This is a genomic window from Streptomyces sp. NPDC006691 (assembly GCF_042869955.1).
Taxonomy (GTDB): domain Bacteria; phylum Actinomycetota; class Actinomycetes; order Streptomycetales; family Streptomycetaceae; genus Streptomyces.
The window spans coordinates 34,174-48,976 of sequence record NZ_JBIAGW010000010.1; the positions used below are offsets into that span (position 1 = coordinate 34,174).

The following is a 14,803-nucleotide window of genomic DNA, read 5'->3' on the forward strand; positions in this document are numbered from 1 at the left end:
CGCCTGCGCGGCGTCCGTCAACGGCTCGTGGGGCGGGCTAACCGCAGCCGCAGGAACGGCGCACGACGAGCCGCGAGGGGAACTGTTTGAGGCGTTCGCGGCGCGAGCCCGCGACCCGCAGTCCGTCGTCCAGGACCAGGTCCACCGCGGCCCGCGCCATCGCCGGCCGGTCGGAGGCGATCGTGGTCAGCGGCGGGTCGGTCAGGGCCGCTTCCTTGACGTCGTCGAAGCCGGCCACGGCCAGCTCGCCCGGCACGTCGATGCGCAGCTCGCGGGCGGCCCGCAGCACACCGATCGCCTGGTCGTCGGTCGAGCAGAAGATGGCAGGAGGCCGCTGGGGCCCGGCGAGGATCTCCAGGGCCACCTTGTAGGCGTCGTAACGGTTGTACGGGGCCTGGAAGAGGCGGCCTTCGAGCGAGCGGCCGGACTCCAGCATGGCCCGGCGCCAGCCCTCGACGTGGTCGGCCACCGGGTCGCCGACGGCCGGGGTCGACTCGACCCCGCCGAGGCAGGCGACGTACGCGTGGCCGTGTTCGAGCAGGTGGCGGGTGGCGAGCTGGGCGCCGCCGATGTCGTCGGTCACCACCGCCACGTCGTCGATCGCCTCGGGCCGCTCGTGCAGCAGCACCACCCGGGCGTCCCACGCGTCGATCTCGGCCGCGGCCCGCTCGCTGGGACCCTGGCTGACCAGGATCAGACCGGCGACCCGCATGCCGAGGAAGGCCCGCAGATAGTGGACCTCGCGGTCGTCGATGTAGTCGGAGTTGCCGACCAGGACCATTTTTCCGCGCTCGGACGCGGCCTGTTCCACCGCGTGCGCCATCTCCGCGAAGAACGGCTGGCGCGCGTCCGGGACGATCATTCCTATGAGGTCGGTACGCCGCGACGCCATGGCCTGGGCGACCCGGTCGGGCCGGTACCCCAGCTCCTTGATCGCGGCGAGGACACGCTCGCGCGTGGCCGGGGCGACCGGCCGGGGTCCGTTGTTGATGACATAGCTGACGACGGCGGTCGAAGTACCCGCAAGTCGTGCCACGTCGTCCCGCGTCACCTTGGCCACGCGCGGCAGTCTACGCGGGGTGACCCCCCTCTGGGCAGGGCGTATCGCAGGTCGTACCCCAGGTGTGATCTACCGTCCGGGTCACGACTTCGAGGAGCGCGCCGCCGCTTCCTTCGCCTCGGCGGTGGCCGCGTCCACGACCGCCTTCGCCTTGGCGTCCTCGGCGGAGCGCTCGGGCTTCTCCGGGGTCACGAAGCGGTAGCCCACGTTGCGTACGGTGCCGATCAGCGACTCGTGCTCGGGGCCGAGCTTGGCCCGCAGCCTCCGTACGTGGACGTCGACCGTGCGGGTGCCGCCGAAGTAGTCGTAACCCCAGACCTCCTGGAGCAGCTGGGCGCGAGTGAACACCCGGCCCGGGTGCTGGGCGAGGTACTTGAGCAGCTCGAACTCCTTGAAGGTCAGGTCCAGGACCCGCCCCTTCAGCTTCGCGCTGTACGTGGCCTCGTCGACCGAGAGGTCGCCGTTGCGGATCTCCATGGGGGAGTCGTCCGAGACGGCCTGCGCGCGGCCGGTCGCGAGCCGCAGCCGGGCCTCCACCTCGGCGGGGCCCGCGGTGTCGAGCAGGACGTCGTCGATGCCCCAGTCGGCGGTGACGGCGGCCAGCCCGCCCTCGGTGACGACCAGGACCAGCGGACAGCCGGGCCCGGTGGAGCGCAGCAGCTGGCACAGCGACCGCACGTGCGGCAGGTCGCGGCGGCCGTCGATCAGGATGACGTCGGCACCGGGGGTGTCGACGAGGGCCGGGCCCTCGGCGGGGGCGACCCGCACGCTGTGCAGGAGCAGTCCGAGGGCGGGGAGCACCTCCGTCGACGGCTGGAGGGCGTTGGTGAGGAGCAGCAAGGAGCTCATCGGGCTCCACCTGCCCAGGTAGTCCGCTTCGTATCGTGCACGGTTGGCTCGCCCATGACGTCGGTTCCTCCTGCTCGCTGAGAGCTCGGGGGCGTTGCGGCACTGCTTCGTACGTCCTGCGTTCTTCGTTCTTCGATCTCCTGGTCCCCGGCCCGCACGCACGGCCCGAGACCTGTGTGAGCGTTTGTTCACCCGTCCGTAACAACGACCGGGAAACACAAAAGGACCCGGGGGCTTCGGTGCCCGGATCCTCTGCCCAGCAGAATAGCCCACATGAATGCCGAGGCAGATGATCGATTTCACACTTCCGCTGTTTCCTCGATCACTCCCGGCCTCCGGCGCGCAACCCTGTGTACGACCGACGGTGTCCGGATCGAGGCGGTTCACACCCCCTGTGTGCAGGGTCACGTCCCTACCGCGATCGTGGTCGCGCACGGTTTCACGGGCTCGGCCGACCGGCCCGCCGTACGCCGGGCCGCGGGGGTGTTCGCGCAGTACGCGGGCGTGATCACCTTCTCGTTCCGCGGGCACGGCCAGTCCGGCGGCCGCTCGACGGTCGGCGACCGCGAGGTGCTCGACCTGGCGGCGGCCGTCGAGTGGGCGAGATCACTCGGGTACGGACGCGTGGTGACCGTCGGCTTCTCGATGGGCGGATCCGTGGTGCTGCGGCACGCGGCGACCCACCGGGGGAGCGCGGTGGGGCGCACGGAAGCAGTGGCGGCGGTCAGCGCGCCCGCCCGCTGGTACTACCGGGGCACGGCCCCCATGCGGCGGGTGCACTGGCTGATCACCCGGCGCGCGGGCCGGCTGGTCGGCCGCCTCGGCTTCGCCACCCGCATCCACTCCGAGGACTGGGACCCGGTACCGCTCTCGCCCGTCGAGGCCGTCCCGCTGATCGCGCCGACCCCGCTTCTCATCGTCCACGGCGACCGCGACCCGTACTTCCCGGTGGACCATCCGCGGATGCTGGCGGCGGCCGGACCTGCGTGCTTGTGGCTGGAGCCGGGCATGGGGCACGCCGAGAACGCGGCCGGTGACGAGCTGCTCGGGCGGATCGCGGACTGGCTCATCGCCGCTCGGGCCGCCGCGTAGCCCATCATGGAGGGCGACGAAAGGAGCCTGACCATGGCAGCGGGAACCATCCGCTTCTGGGCCGCGGCCAAGTCCGCCGCCGGTGTCGCCGAGGAGCCGTACGCGGCCCGGACGCTGGCCGAAGCCCTCGACGCGGTGCGCGAACGGCACCCCGGAGAGCTCACGCGCGTACTCCAGCGGTGCTCCTTCCTGGTCGACGGTGACCCCGTCGGCAAGCGGAAGCATGAGACCGTACGCCTTGCCGAGGGCGGCACGGTCGAGGTGCTCCCGCCGTTCGCAGGAGGGTGACCCCCACGTCATGAGCGAGCAGTACCCGTACCCGTATCAGCAGCAGCCACAGGCCCAGCCCCCGTACGACCAGTACGACCAGTACGGGCAGCCCGTGCCGGCACAGCCGCAGCCCCAGCCGCCGTTCCCGCAGGAGCCGTACCAGGACCACCAGCAGTACACGCAGACGTGGGAGGGGCAGACCTGGGACACCCAGTACCAGCCCACGATCCCGCCCGTGCAACAGCCGGTGCGCGATGAGCCCGTACAGCAGCAGTCGATGCAGCAGCCGGTGCAGCAGCCGGTCCAGCAGCATCAGCCGGTGGAGCCGTCCCCGCGCCGGGGGCGCCACGCCCAGCCCGTGCAGCCCATGCAGCCCGTGCAGCCCATGAGGCCGGCGCAGCCCGAGCCGTCGTGGGAGGAGCGTCCCGTCGACCCGGCGTACGCGCCGCCGCGGCACGCGGGCGCCGAGGAGACGGCCTACCTGCCGCCCCAGCCCGGCGCGGGGACGGCCTCCGTGCCGCTGCCGCCCGAGATGCCGATGGCCTCCGCGCCCGCTCCGGCCCCGGTCTACGAGCCCGCCACACCCCCGGCCGCCGTGCCGGCCGCCGCACCCGCGTCGGGTCCGGCCTACAGCCCGCCCACCACGGTCGGCAACGCGCGGATCACCGACGCCCAGCGGGCCCGCGCGGAGGGCCGCTCGCCGGTCATCGCGCCCGGCATGCAGCCCGCGGCCCTCACGGCGGTGCTCGGCCTGCTCCTCGCGGTGGCCGCGCCCATCGGCCCGTACGCCCTGGCCGTCCCGCTCGTCGCGCTCCAGGCGGTGACGGCGGCGGGCTGGTTCCGGCTCAACGGGATGTGGCCGGCCCGGCAGGGCATCGCGCTCGCCTTCGCGGGCGCGCTCGTCGCGGACGTGGCCCTGCTGGCTCTCGGCCGCGAGCACGCGCCCGCCGCGATCCTGGGCACGCTCGGCGTCTGGGTGCTGCTCACCCTCGTCCTCCAGCTCCGCTCGCACGCCGACCCCGACGAGCGGATGTACGGCCTGATGGCGACCGTCACCTCGGCGGCCCTCGCGGTCCTGGCGGGCGGCTACCTCGCGGCGCCGCCGCACGCGGTGTCCGTCGGCGCGGCCGCGGTGGCCGTCGCGGTCCTGGCCCGCGCCCTGCCGCTGCCGTCGGCCGTCTCCGTGGCGGTCGCGCTGCTCGCGGCCGCGGGCTCCGGCATCGCGGTGGGCGGACTGACCGGCATCGGCGCGTCCGGCGCGCTCCTCGGCCTCGGGGCCGGCGCCTGCGCGCTGATCGGGCTGCGGGTCGCCTCGTACGACTACCCGTCCCGGTTCGTCCACATGACGGCGGGCGTGGCCCTGCCGCTCACCGCGGCCGTGCCTGTGCTGTATCTCATCGGGCGGGCCGTGGCGTAGGGAACCGCGGCTAGTGTCGTGATCGTCGTTCAGAGGCATCGGCTTTTTCGCTTCTGATCCGACGTTTCTGATCCGACGTTTCTGATCAAAAGGTCGACGGCCGAGTGGCGGCCGAGTGGTGGGGGACACGTAGGCAATGCGCGCACTGCGAATACTTCTGGTCATCGCGATCGTCCTCGGCGGAATCTTCGTCGCCGTGGACCGCATCGCGGTGAACGTCGCCGAGTCGAAGACGGCCGACAAGATCAAGAGCAGCCAGCGGCTCGGCTCGACGCCCGACGTCGACATCAAGGGCTTCCCCTTCCTGACGCAGGTGCTCGGCAAGGAGCTGGACGAGGTCGACGTCTCGCTCTCCGGGGTCACCGCCACGGCCGGGGGCCACTCGGTGAACGTCACCGAGGTGACGGCCGAGCTGTACGCGGTGAAGATCGACAGCTCCTTCTCCTCGGCGGTGGCCGGCCGCGCCGACGGGGCGGCGAACATCTCGTACGCGGACCTCTCCAAGGCCGCGCCCAAGGGGGCGACGGTCGGTTACGCGGGGCCGGAGCGGGCCGCCAAGGGCCAGGTCAAGGTGTCGGGTCCGCTCACGGACCTCATCGAGGGCCAGGGCGTCACGCTGCCGGCGGCGGTGAAGGCGCTGCTCCAGGGGCGTACGGTCTCGGCCTACAGCACGGTCGGTCTGAACGGGGCGGGTTCGGTGCAGCTTCGGGCGGAGTCGCTGCCGACGTTGCCTGTGCCGGGGTTCGATGCGCGGTTGCGCAAGGCGGTCGACTACGACCTGAAGATCGACGGCATGCCGTCGAGCATCAAGCTCAGCAAGGTCACGGCCTCGGAGTCGGGCCTCCGCTTCTCGGGCGAGGGCAAGGAAGTCCGCCTCGCGGGCTGAACTCCCGGGGCTATGCCCCGGGCCTACGGGTTTGCCCCTCCCCGCCCCTTCCCGCAACCCTCCGGGGGTGGAGTGGGGGCGGGTGGGTTGCCGGGGCCCCGGGCTCGCTTTTTGGGTGCGGACCGTGGGTGGCTGGTCGCGCAGTTCCCCGCGCCCCTAAAAGCCTTGGTGCGGGCCGGCACCGGGCATTTCAGTCCGATCCTTCCCCAAGCCCTCCGGGGGTGGAGCGGGGGTGGGTGGGTTTCCGGGGCTGCGCGCCGGGCCTGCTTTTCGGGTGCGGACCGTGGTCGCTTCTCGCGCAGTTCCCCGCGCCCCTGAAGGCCTCGGTGCTGGCCCGCATCGGGCATTTCAGCCCGTCCGGCGTTTGAGGACGAGCGCCCTTAAGGCGCGATACGGGGTCCGGGGCGGAGCCCCGAACCGGGGTGCAGGGGGCGCAGCCCCCTGCGGGGGTTCGAGGGGCGCAGTCCCTCAAAGGGGGTCTGGGGGCGGAGCCCCCAGGGCCCGAACCCATCAACCCCGCCGCACGGGCGGGCGGGTGGGCGGGATGCCCGGGGTCTGGGGCACAGCCCCAGGTGGCCCGGAACCAACCAACCCCGGGTCACGGGCGGGCGGGTGGGCAACCCCCCAAACAACACACGGCCCGCATACTGAGACACCCCCGTCCGCAGGACAGGAGCACGGCCGGGGAAAGCCGGCCGGGGCAGAGCCGGAGGGGGCTTCGCGACCCCGTGCGTATCAGTATGCGGATGATCGAGTCTCAGTATGCGACACACCGGTGACACGCCCCACTCCCCCTCCCTACGATCGGACGCATGAAGCGACAGGCGGACCTCACGAAGCGGCGGGCAGTAGACCTGTGCCGCGTCGCCGCCATGCTCTGTCGCCCCTTCTGAGCGGGACGCTCACACTCCCGCATTCCCCGGGCCCCTCGGCCGTACCCAGGCCCCCAGGCCCACCCCTCGTGCCGCCGTACGCGCCCCGCAGCCGCGCGAAGCCGCCGTCGCCGAGGCCGCGTATCCGCACACCGCACCGCCCCCGCAGACTGCCCCGGAGGAGAAGAACATGAGCCGCAGTGACGTCCTGGTAGACGCCGACTGGGTCGAGGCCCACATCGAGGACCCGAAGGTCGCCATCGTCGAGGTCGACGAGGACACCTCGGCCTACGAGAAGAACCACATCAAGAACGCGATCCGGATCGACTGGACGAAGGACCTCCAGGACCCGGTCCGCCGCGACTTCATCGACCAGGAGGGCTTCGAGAAGCTCCTCTCCGCGAAGGGCATCGCGAACGACACCACCGTCGTCCTGTACGGCGGCAACAACAACTGGTTCGCCTCGTACGCCTTCTGGTACTTCAAGCTCTACGGCCACCAGGACGTGAAGCTCCTCGACGGCGGCCGCAAGAAGTGGGAGCTGGACTCCCGCGACCTCGTGGACGGCGACCAGGTCCCCAGCCGCCCGGCCACCCAGTACAAGGCCAAGCCCCAGGACGCCTCGATCCGCGCCTTCCGCGACGACGTCGTGAACGCGATCGGCTCCAAGAACCTCGTCGACGTGCGCTCGCCCGACGAGTTCTCCGGCAAGCTGCTCGCCCCGGCCCACCTCCCGCAGGAGCAGTCGCAGCGCCCGGGCCACGTCCCGTCCGCGCGCAACATCCCGTGGTCGAAGAACGCCAACGACGACGGCACGTTCAAGTCGGACGACGAGCTCAAGGCCCTGTACGAGGACGAGCAGGTCGACCTCGCGAAGGACACCATCGCGTACTGCCGCATCGGTGAGCGCTCGGCGCTGACCTGGTTCGTGCTGCACGAGCTGCTCGGCCAGGAGAACGTCAAGAACTACGACGGCTCGTGGACCGAGTACGGCTCCCTCGTCGGCGTGCCGATCGAGCTCGGCGCCAACAAGTAACCCGCACAGCCCGCTCAGCCCCCAGACCAGCAGAGACCGTAAGGAAGAACCCATGTGTGGAGCGAAGGCCGGCGGCCCCGACGCCTCGACGATCAAGCCCGGTGAGACCACGATCCAGGGCCAGGTGACCCGCGACGGCGAGCCCGTCACCGGTTACGTGCGCCTGCTGGACTCGACGGGCGAGTTCACCGCCGAGGTCCCGACCTCGGCCACCGGGCAGTTCCGCTTCTACGCGGCCGAGGGCACGTGGACCGTGCGCGCCCTGGTGCCGGGCGGCAGCGCGGACCGTACGGTCGTCGCCCAGACCGGTGGCCTCGCCGAGGTCGCCATCGCCGTCTGACCGACGGCAGCACGCCGTACCGGCCGGAGGGCCGCACCCCGGGGGTTGGACGCCTTGGAATGGGGTGCGGCCCTTCGTGCCGTCCGGCCGCCCGTACCAGGGAGCCGATCCCAGGGCGCCGATCCCAGGGCGCCGATCCCAAGGCGCCCATCCCGTCCGGCCTCTTCCCGTATCCGGCTCGGCTCCCCGGTCGTACGCTGGATGCATGTTGGCCCGACGTCGGCGCGGCTATTTCTGGATGATGGGCGGCTGCATCCTGCTCTTCGTGTCCGCCTGGGGATTCGTGCGCCTGTGGTCGGTCCCGGCGGCGGTCGGGATGTGCGTCGTCGCCATGGTGATCCCGCCCGTCGCGGCGATGGTCGCCAATCGGCGCGGCCCCGACGACCGCTGGTGGGACGACCCCTCGGGCGACCCGAAGTCGGACGAGTGGTGGGACGAGCTGGACGGCAAGAAGCGCCGCCCCTAGCCCCAGGACCGCGCCGGCCTCAGCCCACGGCCGCCGCCCGCTGTCCGCCGCCCCTCATCCGTCAGTACACGAGCGCCTGTACGCCGTCCGCCATGATCTCCTGCACGAAGACCTGCGCCCCCGCGATCCGTACGCCCTCCAGGACGTCCTGCTCCGTGATCTCCCGCCGGGTCGCGCACTGCGTGCACAGCGTGATCCGCCCGCCCGCCTGCACCGATGCGATGAGGTCCGGCAGCGGCGCGGCATGGGGAAGCGTGAATTCGGCGGCCCGGCCCGGCAGGGCGAACCAGGAGGACTCGCCGGTCAGCCAGAGCGAGACCTCGACTCCGCTGGCCACGGCCACCGCCGCCACGGTGAAGGCCTGCGAACACCGCTCGGGCGCGTCGGCACCGGCGGTCACCTTGATCACGAGCTTCTTGTTCGGCATATGCGGAACTGTAATCCGCCGGGTCACGACCTCCCCCCGTGGCCGTGAGTCCCTTGTGTGCCGTGGAGGGGGCACCGGTTGTGTCGTGCAGTACCAGCGGCAGCCGATCCCCTGGACGCCGCTCGCACAGCAGGGACGCGAGGGGCGCGCCACCGGCGGCGTACCTCACAGAGAGGGCCGGCCTCCCACCCATTAGGCTGGGGGCCGGCCCTGACCGCCCCTACACCCGCTCATGCGAGGAGCCCCCCGTGCTTGAGGCTGTTTTCTCCACCCTCCTTGTCCTGGTCTGCGTCGGCGTCCTCGCCTTCGCCGGTCTGACCGTCAAGAAGCTCTACCAGGGTCAGCGCTAACCCCCACCGCAACGAAGAGATCGCAGCCTCATGATCGAGATTCCGTCCGACCTCCACCCCGACCTGGTCCCCCTGGTCTTCCTCCTCGGTACGTGGGAGGGCGCCGGTGTCACCGACTTCCCGGGCGCCGAGAAGGCCAACTTCGGGCAGTCCGTGACCTTCTCCCACGACGGCCGCGACTTCCTGGAGTACGTCTCGCACTCCTGGATCCTGGACGCCGAGGGCAACAAGGTGAAGCCGCTGGAGTCCGAGTCGGGCTACTGGCGCATCGACAAGGACCGCAAGGTCGAGGTCGTCATGGTCCGTGACCAGGGCATCGTCGAGATCTGGTACGGCGAGCTCGCCCACCAGAAGCCGCAGATCGACCTGGTCACCGACGCCGTCGCCCGCACCGCGGCCTCCGGCCCGTACACGGGTGGCAAGCGGCTGTACGGCTACGTGAAGAGCGACCTGATGTGGGTCGGCGAGAAGGCGACCCCCGAGGTCGAGCTCCGCCCCTACATGTCGGCGCACCTGAAGAAGGTCGTCACCCCGGAAGAGGTGGCGGACATGGCCCGTGGCCTCGGCGACCTCCCGGACGACGGCATCGCCTTCTTCAAGTAGAGGCGAGCAGGACCGCAGAGCAGGACCGCAGAGCAGGACCGCAGAGCGGGATCGCACAGCGGGACGCACCGCAGGGCCGCTTTCGAAATCCGGGCTCCCTGCACCACGGGCGGGCGCCGCACTCCCTCCTACACTGGGAGCGTGGTGACCACCGACTGGCAGAGCGACCTCCGCAGGCGCGGGTACCGCCTGACCCCCCAGCGACAGCTCGTCCTGGAGGCCGTCGACGTGCTCGAACACGCGACGCCCGACGACATCCTCACCGAGGTGCGGAAGACGGCGGGCGGCGTGAACATCTCGACCGTGTACCGGACCCTGGAGCTCCTGGAGGAGCTGGGTCTGGTCTCGCACGCCCATCTGGGACACGGCGCCCCCACGTACCACCTGGCCGACCGGCACCACCACATCCACCTGGTGTGCCGGGACTGCACCACGGTGATCGAGGCGGACGTGTCGGAGGCCGCGGACTTCACCGCGAAGCTCCGGAACACCTTCGGCTTCGAGACGGACATGAAGCATTTCGCCATCTTCGGGCGCTGCGCGGACTGCGCAAAGAAGGCTTCAAGCGCCGAGTCGTAGGCTTGCCCGCATGAAGAGCCCTCTGCTGTCCCAGGCCGGCGCCGTCCCCGCCGAAGGGCGCGACGAAGGAGTCGCGGCGCACTACGGCGACCTGTTCCGCGAGCAGCGCGCGCTCGCCGGCGGAACCGGTCTGGTCGACCTCTCGCACCGCGGGGTCGTCACCGTCACCGGCGACGACCGGCTGAGCTGGCTGCACCTGCTGCTCACCCAGCACGTCAGCGAGCTGCCCGCCGGACAGGCCACCGAGGCGCTGGTGCTTTCCGCGAACGGACACGTCGAACACGCCCTGTACCTCGTCGACGACGGCACCACGGTGTGGATCCACGTCGAGCCCGACACCCAGGGCGATCTGATCGCGTACCTGGAGTCGATGAAGTTCTTCTACCGGGTCGAAGTGGCCGACCGCACCGAGGAGTTCGCGGTCGTGCACCTGCCGGCCGGCTCGATCGCCGAGGTGCCGGACGGGGTGGTCGTGCGCGAGACGGCGTACGGCCGTGATCTGTTCCTGCCGCGCGCCGATCTGGAGAAGTACGCGGCGCAGGCGGGCCCGCTCGTCGGGATCCTGGCGTACGAGGCGCTCCGGGTCGAGGCGCAGCGGCCCCGGCTCGGCTTCGAGACCGACCACCGCACGATTCCGCACGAGGTGGGCTGGATCGGCCCGGCCGTGCACCTCCAGAAGGGCTGCTACCGGGGTCAGGAGACGGTCGCCCGTGTCCACAACCTGGGGAAGCCGCCGCGTCGCCTGGTCTTCCTGCACCTGGACGGCAGCGAGGTGCTGCTTCCCGGGCACGGCACTCCGGTGCGGTTGGCGGCCGACGGTGCCGAGGGCCGCCAGCTCGGCTTCATCACGACCTCGGCCCGCCACCACGAGCTGGGTCCGATCGCCCTGGCCCTGGTGAAGCGGAACGTGCCGGTCGACGCGCCCCTCCTGGCGGGGAACACGGCTGCGGCCCAGGAGGTCGTGGTCGAGCCTTAGGCGGCCACGCCGGGTTCCGCTCCCGGTCCGGTCGTGGTCGAGCCGTGGGCCAGGCCGGGTCCCGGGTCTCAGACCTCGATCTGGAGCGTGAACGGGCCGTGGTTGGTGAGGGACACCCGCATGTCCGCGCCGAACCGGCCCGTCTCCACCCGGGCGCCCAGCGCCCGCAGCCGGTCCACCACCTCGTCGACGAGGGGTTCGGCGACCTCGCCGGGGGCGGCCGCGTTCCAGGTGGGGCGGCGGCCCTTGCGGGCGTCCCCGTAGAGGGTGAACTGCGAAATCACCAGCAAGGGCGCATTCACGTCGGAGCAGGACTTCTCGCCCTCAAGGATGCGAACCGACCACAGCTTGCGGGCGAGCTGTGCCGCCTTGTCCGGATCGTCCCCGTGGGTGACCCCGACCAGGACACAGAGGCCCTCGCCCTCGATCTCGCCGACCGTCTCACCGTCCACGACGACCTTCGCGCCGTCGACCCTCTGCACCACCGCTCGCATGCGCCCCAACCTATGCCACCGGCGCGGCCGAATTCCGCGCGGCTGAACGGGTGCAGTGCACCTGCACGTGCCGTACCCGGAGTGGCACGATGCGTACAGGCGGTGCTTCCCCTGGGTCCCCTGGGCCGGGGGAGACCCCATGCACCGGTCGAGGGGACGAAAGAGCATGAGCACATCAGGCGCCGGGCAGCCGTCCGGTCCCGTATCGCTGACCCGGACCAACCCGCGTACCGCCGTGCGACCGCCCGTGCAGCGGGCGGGCGGCACCCTGCCGCCCCAGCGCGACCACGACCTGGCCGCGCTCCGGCTGGTCGAGCTGCGCACGCTGCGCCGCCAGTCGCAGCGCGACGAGGCCGACCTCAGCTACGTCCGACGGCTGCTGCACGGCCGGATCGACATCCTGCGGGCCGAGCTGGCGCGGCGCACCGGGCCGCAGGCGCCGGTGGTGGAGCGGCTCGCCGAGATCCTCACCGACGCGCCGTCCTCGCACCGCGCCTCGGCCCGCCACGTCACGCTGTCGGCGCCGCGCAGCGAGGAGTACCGGCTGCTCGCCGCCGAGATGGACGCCGAGGTCGAGCTGTCGGACCTGGGCGCCCGTACGGACGACGAGCTGCACACCGCCACCGGGCGCCTCATCCGCTACGAGCAGCAGGTCTCGCGGCGTCGCAAGGAGGTCCAGCGCACCGCCGACGATTGCAGTGCGGAGATCGCCCGCAGGTACCGTGATGGGGAAGCACAAGTAGACGATCTGCTCATGTGACCCACCCGCATCGGAAGCGATCCCTCCGGGGCGGGTCACCCGCCCGGAAGGCCGCACCCCATGACCGCCGTGACGTCCCCGATACCCCCGGTCCTCGCCGAAGTCGTACGCTCCGGATTCGTCGAGGGCCATCATCGGGGCTCGCTGGTGGTGCTGGCGGCCGACGGCAGCGTCGAGTTCTCGCTGGGCGACCCGGCCGCGCCCGTCTTCCCCCGCTCGTCCAACAAGCCCATGCAGGCCGCCGCCGTGCTGCGGGCCGGTCTGGAACTGTCCGGCGAGCGCCTGGCCATCGCCGCGGCCAGCCACTCGGGGGAGGGCTTCCACCTCGATCTCGTCCGCAAGATGCTGGCGGAGCACGGCCTCACCCCGGACGACCTCCAGACCCCGCCGGACCTGCCGCTCGACCCCGCCGAGGCCGAGGCGTACCTGGCCGCCGGGCAGGTCCGCGAGCGAATCACCATGAACTGCTCCGGCAAGCACGCGGCCATGCTCGCGGCCTGCAAGCTGAACGGCTGGGACCAGGGCGGCTACCTCGACCCCACCCACCCGTTGCAGCGGCTCGTCCTGGAGTCCGTCGAGTCGGCCGCCGGTGAGCGGGTCGCCTCGGTCGGCACGGACGGCTGTGGGGCGCCGCTCATGGCGATCAGCCTGACCGGCCTCGCACGCGCCTTCCGCACCTTCGCGACGGCGGACGCGGGCACCGTCGAGGGCCGGGTCGCCGCGGCCATGCGCGCCCACCCCGAGTACGTGGCCGGCACCCGGCGGCCCGACACCTGGCTGATGCGCGAGGTGCCCGGCACCCTGTCGAAGATGGGTGCCGAGGCCGTGCAGGCGGTGGCCCTCGCCGACGGCCGGGCGCTCGCCTTCAAGGTCGACGACGGCGCGATCCGCGCGCTCGGCCCGATCCTGGCCCGCGCGCTCCGGCAGCTGGGCGTGGCGGGCCCGGTCGTGGACCGGATCGGCCGGGCGCCGCTGTTCGGCGGGGCCGCGGAGGTCGGCGAAATACGGGCGACATTCTGAGCCCGACCCGCCTAGCCTGGCCGCCATGAGTACTCCGGCCACGCCCGACATCGAGGTCCGTACCGTCGCCGACGACGAGTTCACCGACTGGATGAGGGCGGTCGACGTGGGATTCCTGCGGCCGTCCGCGGCGGACGAGGAGTACGTGAGCGGCCTGAAGGCCAACAGTGATCCGAGCCGGATCCAGGGCGCCTTCGACGCAGGGCGGTGCGTGGCCACGTTCCGCTCCTTCGCGCAGGAGCTGACCGCGGTCGGCGGCGCCGCGCTGCCGGTGAGCGCGGTCAGCGGTGTCACCGTCACGCCCACCCACCGCAGGCGCGGTCTGCTGACGCGGATGATGGCGACCGAGCTGGCGGCGGCCAAGGAGCGCGGCGAGGTCGCGTCCACGCTGATCGCCGCCGAGTACCCGATCTACGGCCGTTACGGGTACGGCCCGGCGTCCCACATCACCGAGTGGGAGATCGACACGAGCCGCGCCGGGCTCGACCCTCGCTGGGCGGCCCCGGCCGGCGGCGGCAGCGTCGAACTCGTGGACATGGCCGAGGCGGCCAAGCTCGGCGCCGAGGTGTTCGAACGTTTTCGGCCGACCCGGCCCGGCGCGATCAGCCGTGACCGGCGCTGGTGGGACCTGAGGACCGGCGTGGCCCGCGGCTACGGCCCCTGGACCGAGCCGTTCTTCGCGGTGTACCGCACCGCCGACGGCGACCCGGCCGGGTTCGTCGCCTACCGCGCCGACGACAAGTGGAGCGATGCCAAGCTGCCGGAGAACACGGCGACGGTGACGGACCTGATCGCCCTCACCCCCGAGGCCGAGCGCGCGCTGTGGCACTACCTGTGCTCCATCGACTGGATCCGCAAGGTGCGCACCGGCCGCCGCGCCCCCGACGACCTGCTGCCGCAGTACCTCCCGAACCCGCGCGCGGCCAGGATCGTCACCCACTCCGACTATCTGTGGCTGCGGCTGCTCGACGTCGCAGGGGTCCTGGAGGCGCGCACCTATGCCGCCGAGGGCGCGGTGGTCCTTGAGGTCGTGGACCCCGCGGGCCTCGCGGCGGGCCGCTTCCTGCTGGAGGCGGACGCGGCGGGTGCCCGCTGCACCACGACCACCCGGGCCGCCGAACTGACCCTGGACGTAAGGGAGTTGGCCTCCTTGTACCTCGGCGACGAGTCGGCGCGGCGGCTGCTCGCGCTCGGCCGGGCGGCCGAGGAGAGCGCGGGGGCGGCGACACGCACGGACGAGCTGTTCCGCACGGCCGGCCGCCCCTGGTGCCCCGACATGTTCTGACCCCCACCCCCGTGGGGGATC

Annotated in this window: 18 protein-coding genes; 14 read left to right on the forward strand and 4 right to left on the reverse strand. The window is 71.9% G+C overall.

Translation table 11 applies throughout. The annotated features are described in order from the left end of the window. Positions 1-37 precede the first annotated feature (37 nt). Both ACFYNP_RS22085 and ACFYNP_RS22090 read right to left on the reverse strand, forming a co-directional pair. Positions 38-1,060 carry a LacI family DNA-binding transcriptional regulator gene (locus tag ACFYNP_RS22085; protein ID WP_388420560.1) on the reverse strand — a complete coding sequence of 341 codons (1,023 nt, stop codon included), beginning with the start codon at positions 1,058-1,060 and terminating at the stop codon, positions 38-40. Positions 1,061-1,141: 81 nt separating this feature from the next. Continuing rightward, positions 1,142-1,909, reverse strand: a complete 768-nt coding sequence (locus ACFYNP_RS22090; protein ID WP_388420561.1) for a response regulator transcription factor — start codon at positions 1,907-1,909, stop codon at positions 1,142-1,144. A gap of 273 nt (positions 1,910-2,182) precedes the next feature. Between ACFYNP_RS22090 and ACFYNP_RS22095 the strand changes: the two genes are divergently transcribed. From ACFYNP_RS22095 to ACFYNP_RS22130, 8 genes are all read left to right on the forward strand, one after another. Further along, positions 2,183-3,001, forward strand: coding sequence for an alpha/beta hydrolase (locus ACFYNP_RS22095; protein WP_388787448.1), 819 nt, complete (start codon positions 2,183-2,185; stop codon positions 2,999-3,001). Between the two features lie 33 nt (positions 3,002-3,034). Beyond that, the gene (locus ACFYNP_RS22100; RefSeq protein WP_100577815.1) at positions 3,035-3,289 is read left to right on the forward strand and encodes a MoaD/ThiS family protein; all 255 of its coding nucleotides are present in this window, start codon (positions 3,035-3,037) and stop codon (positions 3,287-3,289) included. 10 nt (positions 3,290-3,299) lie between these two features. Then, positions 3,300-4,688, forward strand: coding sequence for a hypothetical protein (locus ACFYNP_RS22105; protein WP_388787451.1), 1,389 nt, complete (start codon positions 3,300-3,302; stop codon positions 4,686-4,688). A gap of 136 nt (positions 4,689-4,824) precedes the next feature. Further along, positions 4,825-5,574 carry a DUF2993 domain-containing protein gene (locus tag ACFYNP_RS22110; protein WP_388420564.1) on the forward strand — a complete coding sequence of 250 codons (750 nt, stop codon included), beginning with the start codon at positions 4,825-4,827 and terminating at the stop codon, positions 5,572-5,574. Positions 5,575-6,386: 812 nt separating this feature from the next. Beyond that, positions 6,387-6,467, forward strand: a complete 81-nt coding sequence (locus ACFYNP_RS22115; RefSeq protein WP_350751515.1) for an Ms5788A family Cys-rich leader peptide — start codon at positions 6,387-6,389, stop codon at positions 6,465-6,467. Positions 6,468-6,636: 169 nt separating this feature from the next. Continuing rightward, entirely contained in the window at positions 6,637-7,482 is an 846-nt protein-coding gene (locus ACFYNP_RS22120; protein ID WP_100577813.1) for a sulfurtransferase, read from the forward strand. Between the two features lie 52 nt (positions 7,483-7,534). Continuing rightward, a complete protein-coding gene (locus ACFYNP_RS22125; RefSeq protein ID WP_030362227.1) occupies positions 7,535-7,822 on the forward strand; it encodes a DUF1416 domain-containing protein in 288 nt (95 codons plus the stop codon). Between the two features lie 121 nt (positions 7,823-7,943). Continuing rightward, on the forward strand, positions 7,944-8,288 hold the full coding sequence (locus ACFYNP_RS22130) for a DUF3099 domain-containing protein (protein ID WP_388787769.1): 345 nt from the start codon (positions 7,944-7,946) through the stop codon (positions 8,286-8,288). Positions 8,289-8,349: 61 nt separating this feature from the next. Here the strand turns inward: ACFYNP_RS22130 and ACFYNP_RS22135 are convergent, their stop codons facing one another. Beyond that, positions 8,350-8,715 carry a DsrE family protein gene (locus ACFYNP_RS22135; RefSeq protein ID WP_100577811.1) on the reverse strand — a complete coding sequence of 122 codons (366 nt, stop codon included), beginning with the start codon at positions 8,713-8,715 and terminating at the stop codon, positions 8,350-8,352. A 380-nt stretch (positions 8,716-9,095) separates the two neighbouring features. Between ACFYNP_RS22135 and ACFYNP_RS22140 the strand changes: the two genes are divergently transcribed. From ACFYNP_RS22140 to ACFYNP_RS22150, 3 genes are all read left to right on the forward strand, one after another. Further along, positions 9,096-9,668: an FABP family protein gene (locus ACFYNP_RS22140; RefSeq protein ID WP_100577809.1), complete on the forward strand. Its 573-nt coding sequence runs from the start codon at positions 9,096-9,098 to the stop codon at positions 9,666-9,668. A 141-nt stretch (positions 9,669-9,809) separates the two neighbouring features. Continuing rightward, the gene (locus ACFYNP_RS22145; protein WP_388787455.1) at positions 9,810-10,247 is read left to right on the forward strand and encodes a Fur family transcriptional regulator; all 438 of its coding nucleotides are present in this window, start codon (positions 9,810-9,812) and stop codon (positions 10,245-10,247) included. A gap of 10 nt (positions 10,248-10,257) precedes the next feature. Next, on the forward strand, positions 10,258-11,223 hold the full coding sequence (locus ACFYNP_RS22150; protein WP_388787458.1) for a YgfZ/GcvT domain-containing protein: 966 nt from the start codon (positions 10,258-10,260) through the stop codon (positions 11,221-11,223). A gap of 68 nt (positions 11,224-11,291) precedes the next feature. Here the strand turns inward: ACFYNP_RS22150 and dtd are convergent, their stop codons facing one another. Next, entirely contained in the window at positions 11,292-11,717 is a 426-nt protein-coding gene (gene dtd, locus ACFYNP_RS22155) for a D-aminoacyl-tRNA deacylase (protein ID WP_345259556.1), read from the reverse strand. A 166-nt stretch (positions 11,718-11,883) separates the two neighbouring features. Here dtd and ACFYNP_RS22160 point away from each other — a divergent pair, with 166 nt between their 5' ends. The 3 genes from ACFYNP_RS22160 to ACFYNP_RS22170 are packed head-to-tail and all read left to right on the forward strand — an operon-like array spanning position 11,884 to position 14,782. Beyond that, complete coding sequence (locus ACFYNP_RS22160; RefSeq protein ID WP_388416815.1) at positions 11,884-12,477, forward strand: ABC transporter substrate-binding protein; 594 nt, start codon at positions 11,884-11,886, stop codon at positions 12,475-12,477. A gap of 60 nt (positions 12,478-12,537) precedes the next feature. Beyond that, positions 12,538-13,497, forward strand: a complete 960-nt coding sequence (locus ACFYNP_RS22165) for an asparaginase (protein ID WP_388787461.1) — start codon at positions 12,538-12,540, stop codon at positions 13,495-13,497. Positions 13,498-13,522: 25 nt separating this feature from the next. Then, a complete protein-coding gene (locus tag ACFYNP_RS22170) occupies positions 13,523-14,782 on the forward strand; it encodes a GNAT family N-acetyltransferase (protein WP_388787464.1) in 1,260 nt (419 codons plus the stop codon). Positions 14,783-14,803 lie beyond the last annotated feature (21 nt).

Bases quoted from the DNA above. Each gene is read 5' to 3' on its own strand.
- ACFYNP_RS22135 (WP_100577811.1), bottom strand. From the start codon at position 8,715: ATGCCGAACAAGAAGCTCGTGATCAAGGTGACCGCCGGTGCCGACGCG.
- dtd (WP_345259556.1), bottom strand. From the start codon at position 11,717: ATGCGAGCGGTGGTGCAGAGGGTCGACGGCGCGAAGGTCGTCGTGGAC.
- ACFYNP_RS22150 (WP_388787458.1), top strand. From the start codon at position 10,258: ATGAAGAGCCCTCTGCTGTCCCAGGCCGGCGCCGTCCCCGCCGAAGGG.
- ACFYNP_RS22110 (WP_388420564.1), top strand. From the start codon at position 4,825: ATGCGCGCACTGCGAATACTTCTGGTCATCGCGATCGTCCTCGGCGGA.
- ACFYNP_RS22115 (WP_350751515.1), top strand. From the start codon at position 6,387: ATGAAGCGACAGGCGGACCTCACGAAGCGGCGGGCAGTAGACCTGTGC.
- ACFYNP_RS22090 (WP_388420561.1), bottom strand. From the start codon at position 1,909: ATGAGCTCCTTGCTGCTCCTCACCAACGCCCTCCAGCCGTCGACGGAG.
- ACFYNP_RS22095 (WP_388787448.1), top strand. From the start codon at position 2,183: ATGAATGCCGAGGCAGATGATCGATTTCACACTTCCGCTGTTTCCTCG.
- ACFYNP_RS22160 (WP_388416815.1), top strand. From the start codon at position 11,884: ATGAGCACATCAGGCGCCGGGCAGCCGTCCGGTCCCGTATCGCTGACC.
- ACFYNP_RS22100 (WP_100577815.1), top strand. From the start codon at position 3,035: ATGGCAGCGGGAACCATCCGCTTCTGGGCCGCGGCCAAGTCCGCCGCC.
- ACFYNP_RS22125 (WP_030362227.1), top strand. From the start codon at position 7,535: ATGTGTGGAGCGAAGGCCGGCGGCCCCGACGCCTCGACGATCAAGCCC.
- ACFYNP_RS22170 (WP_388787464.1), top strand. From the start codon at position 13,523: ATGAGTACTCCGGCCACGCCCGACATCGAGGTCCGTACCGTCGCCGAC.
- ACFYNP_RS22140 (WP_100577809.1), top strand. From the start codon at position 9,096: ATGATCGAGATTCCGTCCGACCTCCACCCCGACCTGGTCCCCCTGGTC.
- ACFYNP_RS22120 (WP_100577813.1), top strand. From the start codon at position 6,637: ATGAGCCGCAGTGACGTCCTGGTAGACGCCGACTGGGTCGAGGCCCAC.
- ACFYNP_RS22105 (WP_388787451.1), top strand. From the start codon at position 3,300: ATGAGCGAGCAGTACCCGTACCCGTATCAGCAGCAGCCACAGGCCCAG.
- ACFYNP_RS22165 (WP_388787461.1), top strand. From the start codon at position 12,538: ATGACCGCCGTGACGTCCCCGATACCCCCGGTCCTCGCCGAAGTCGTA.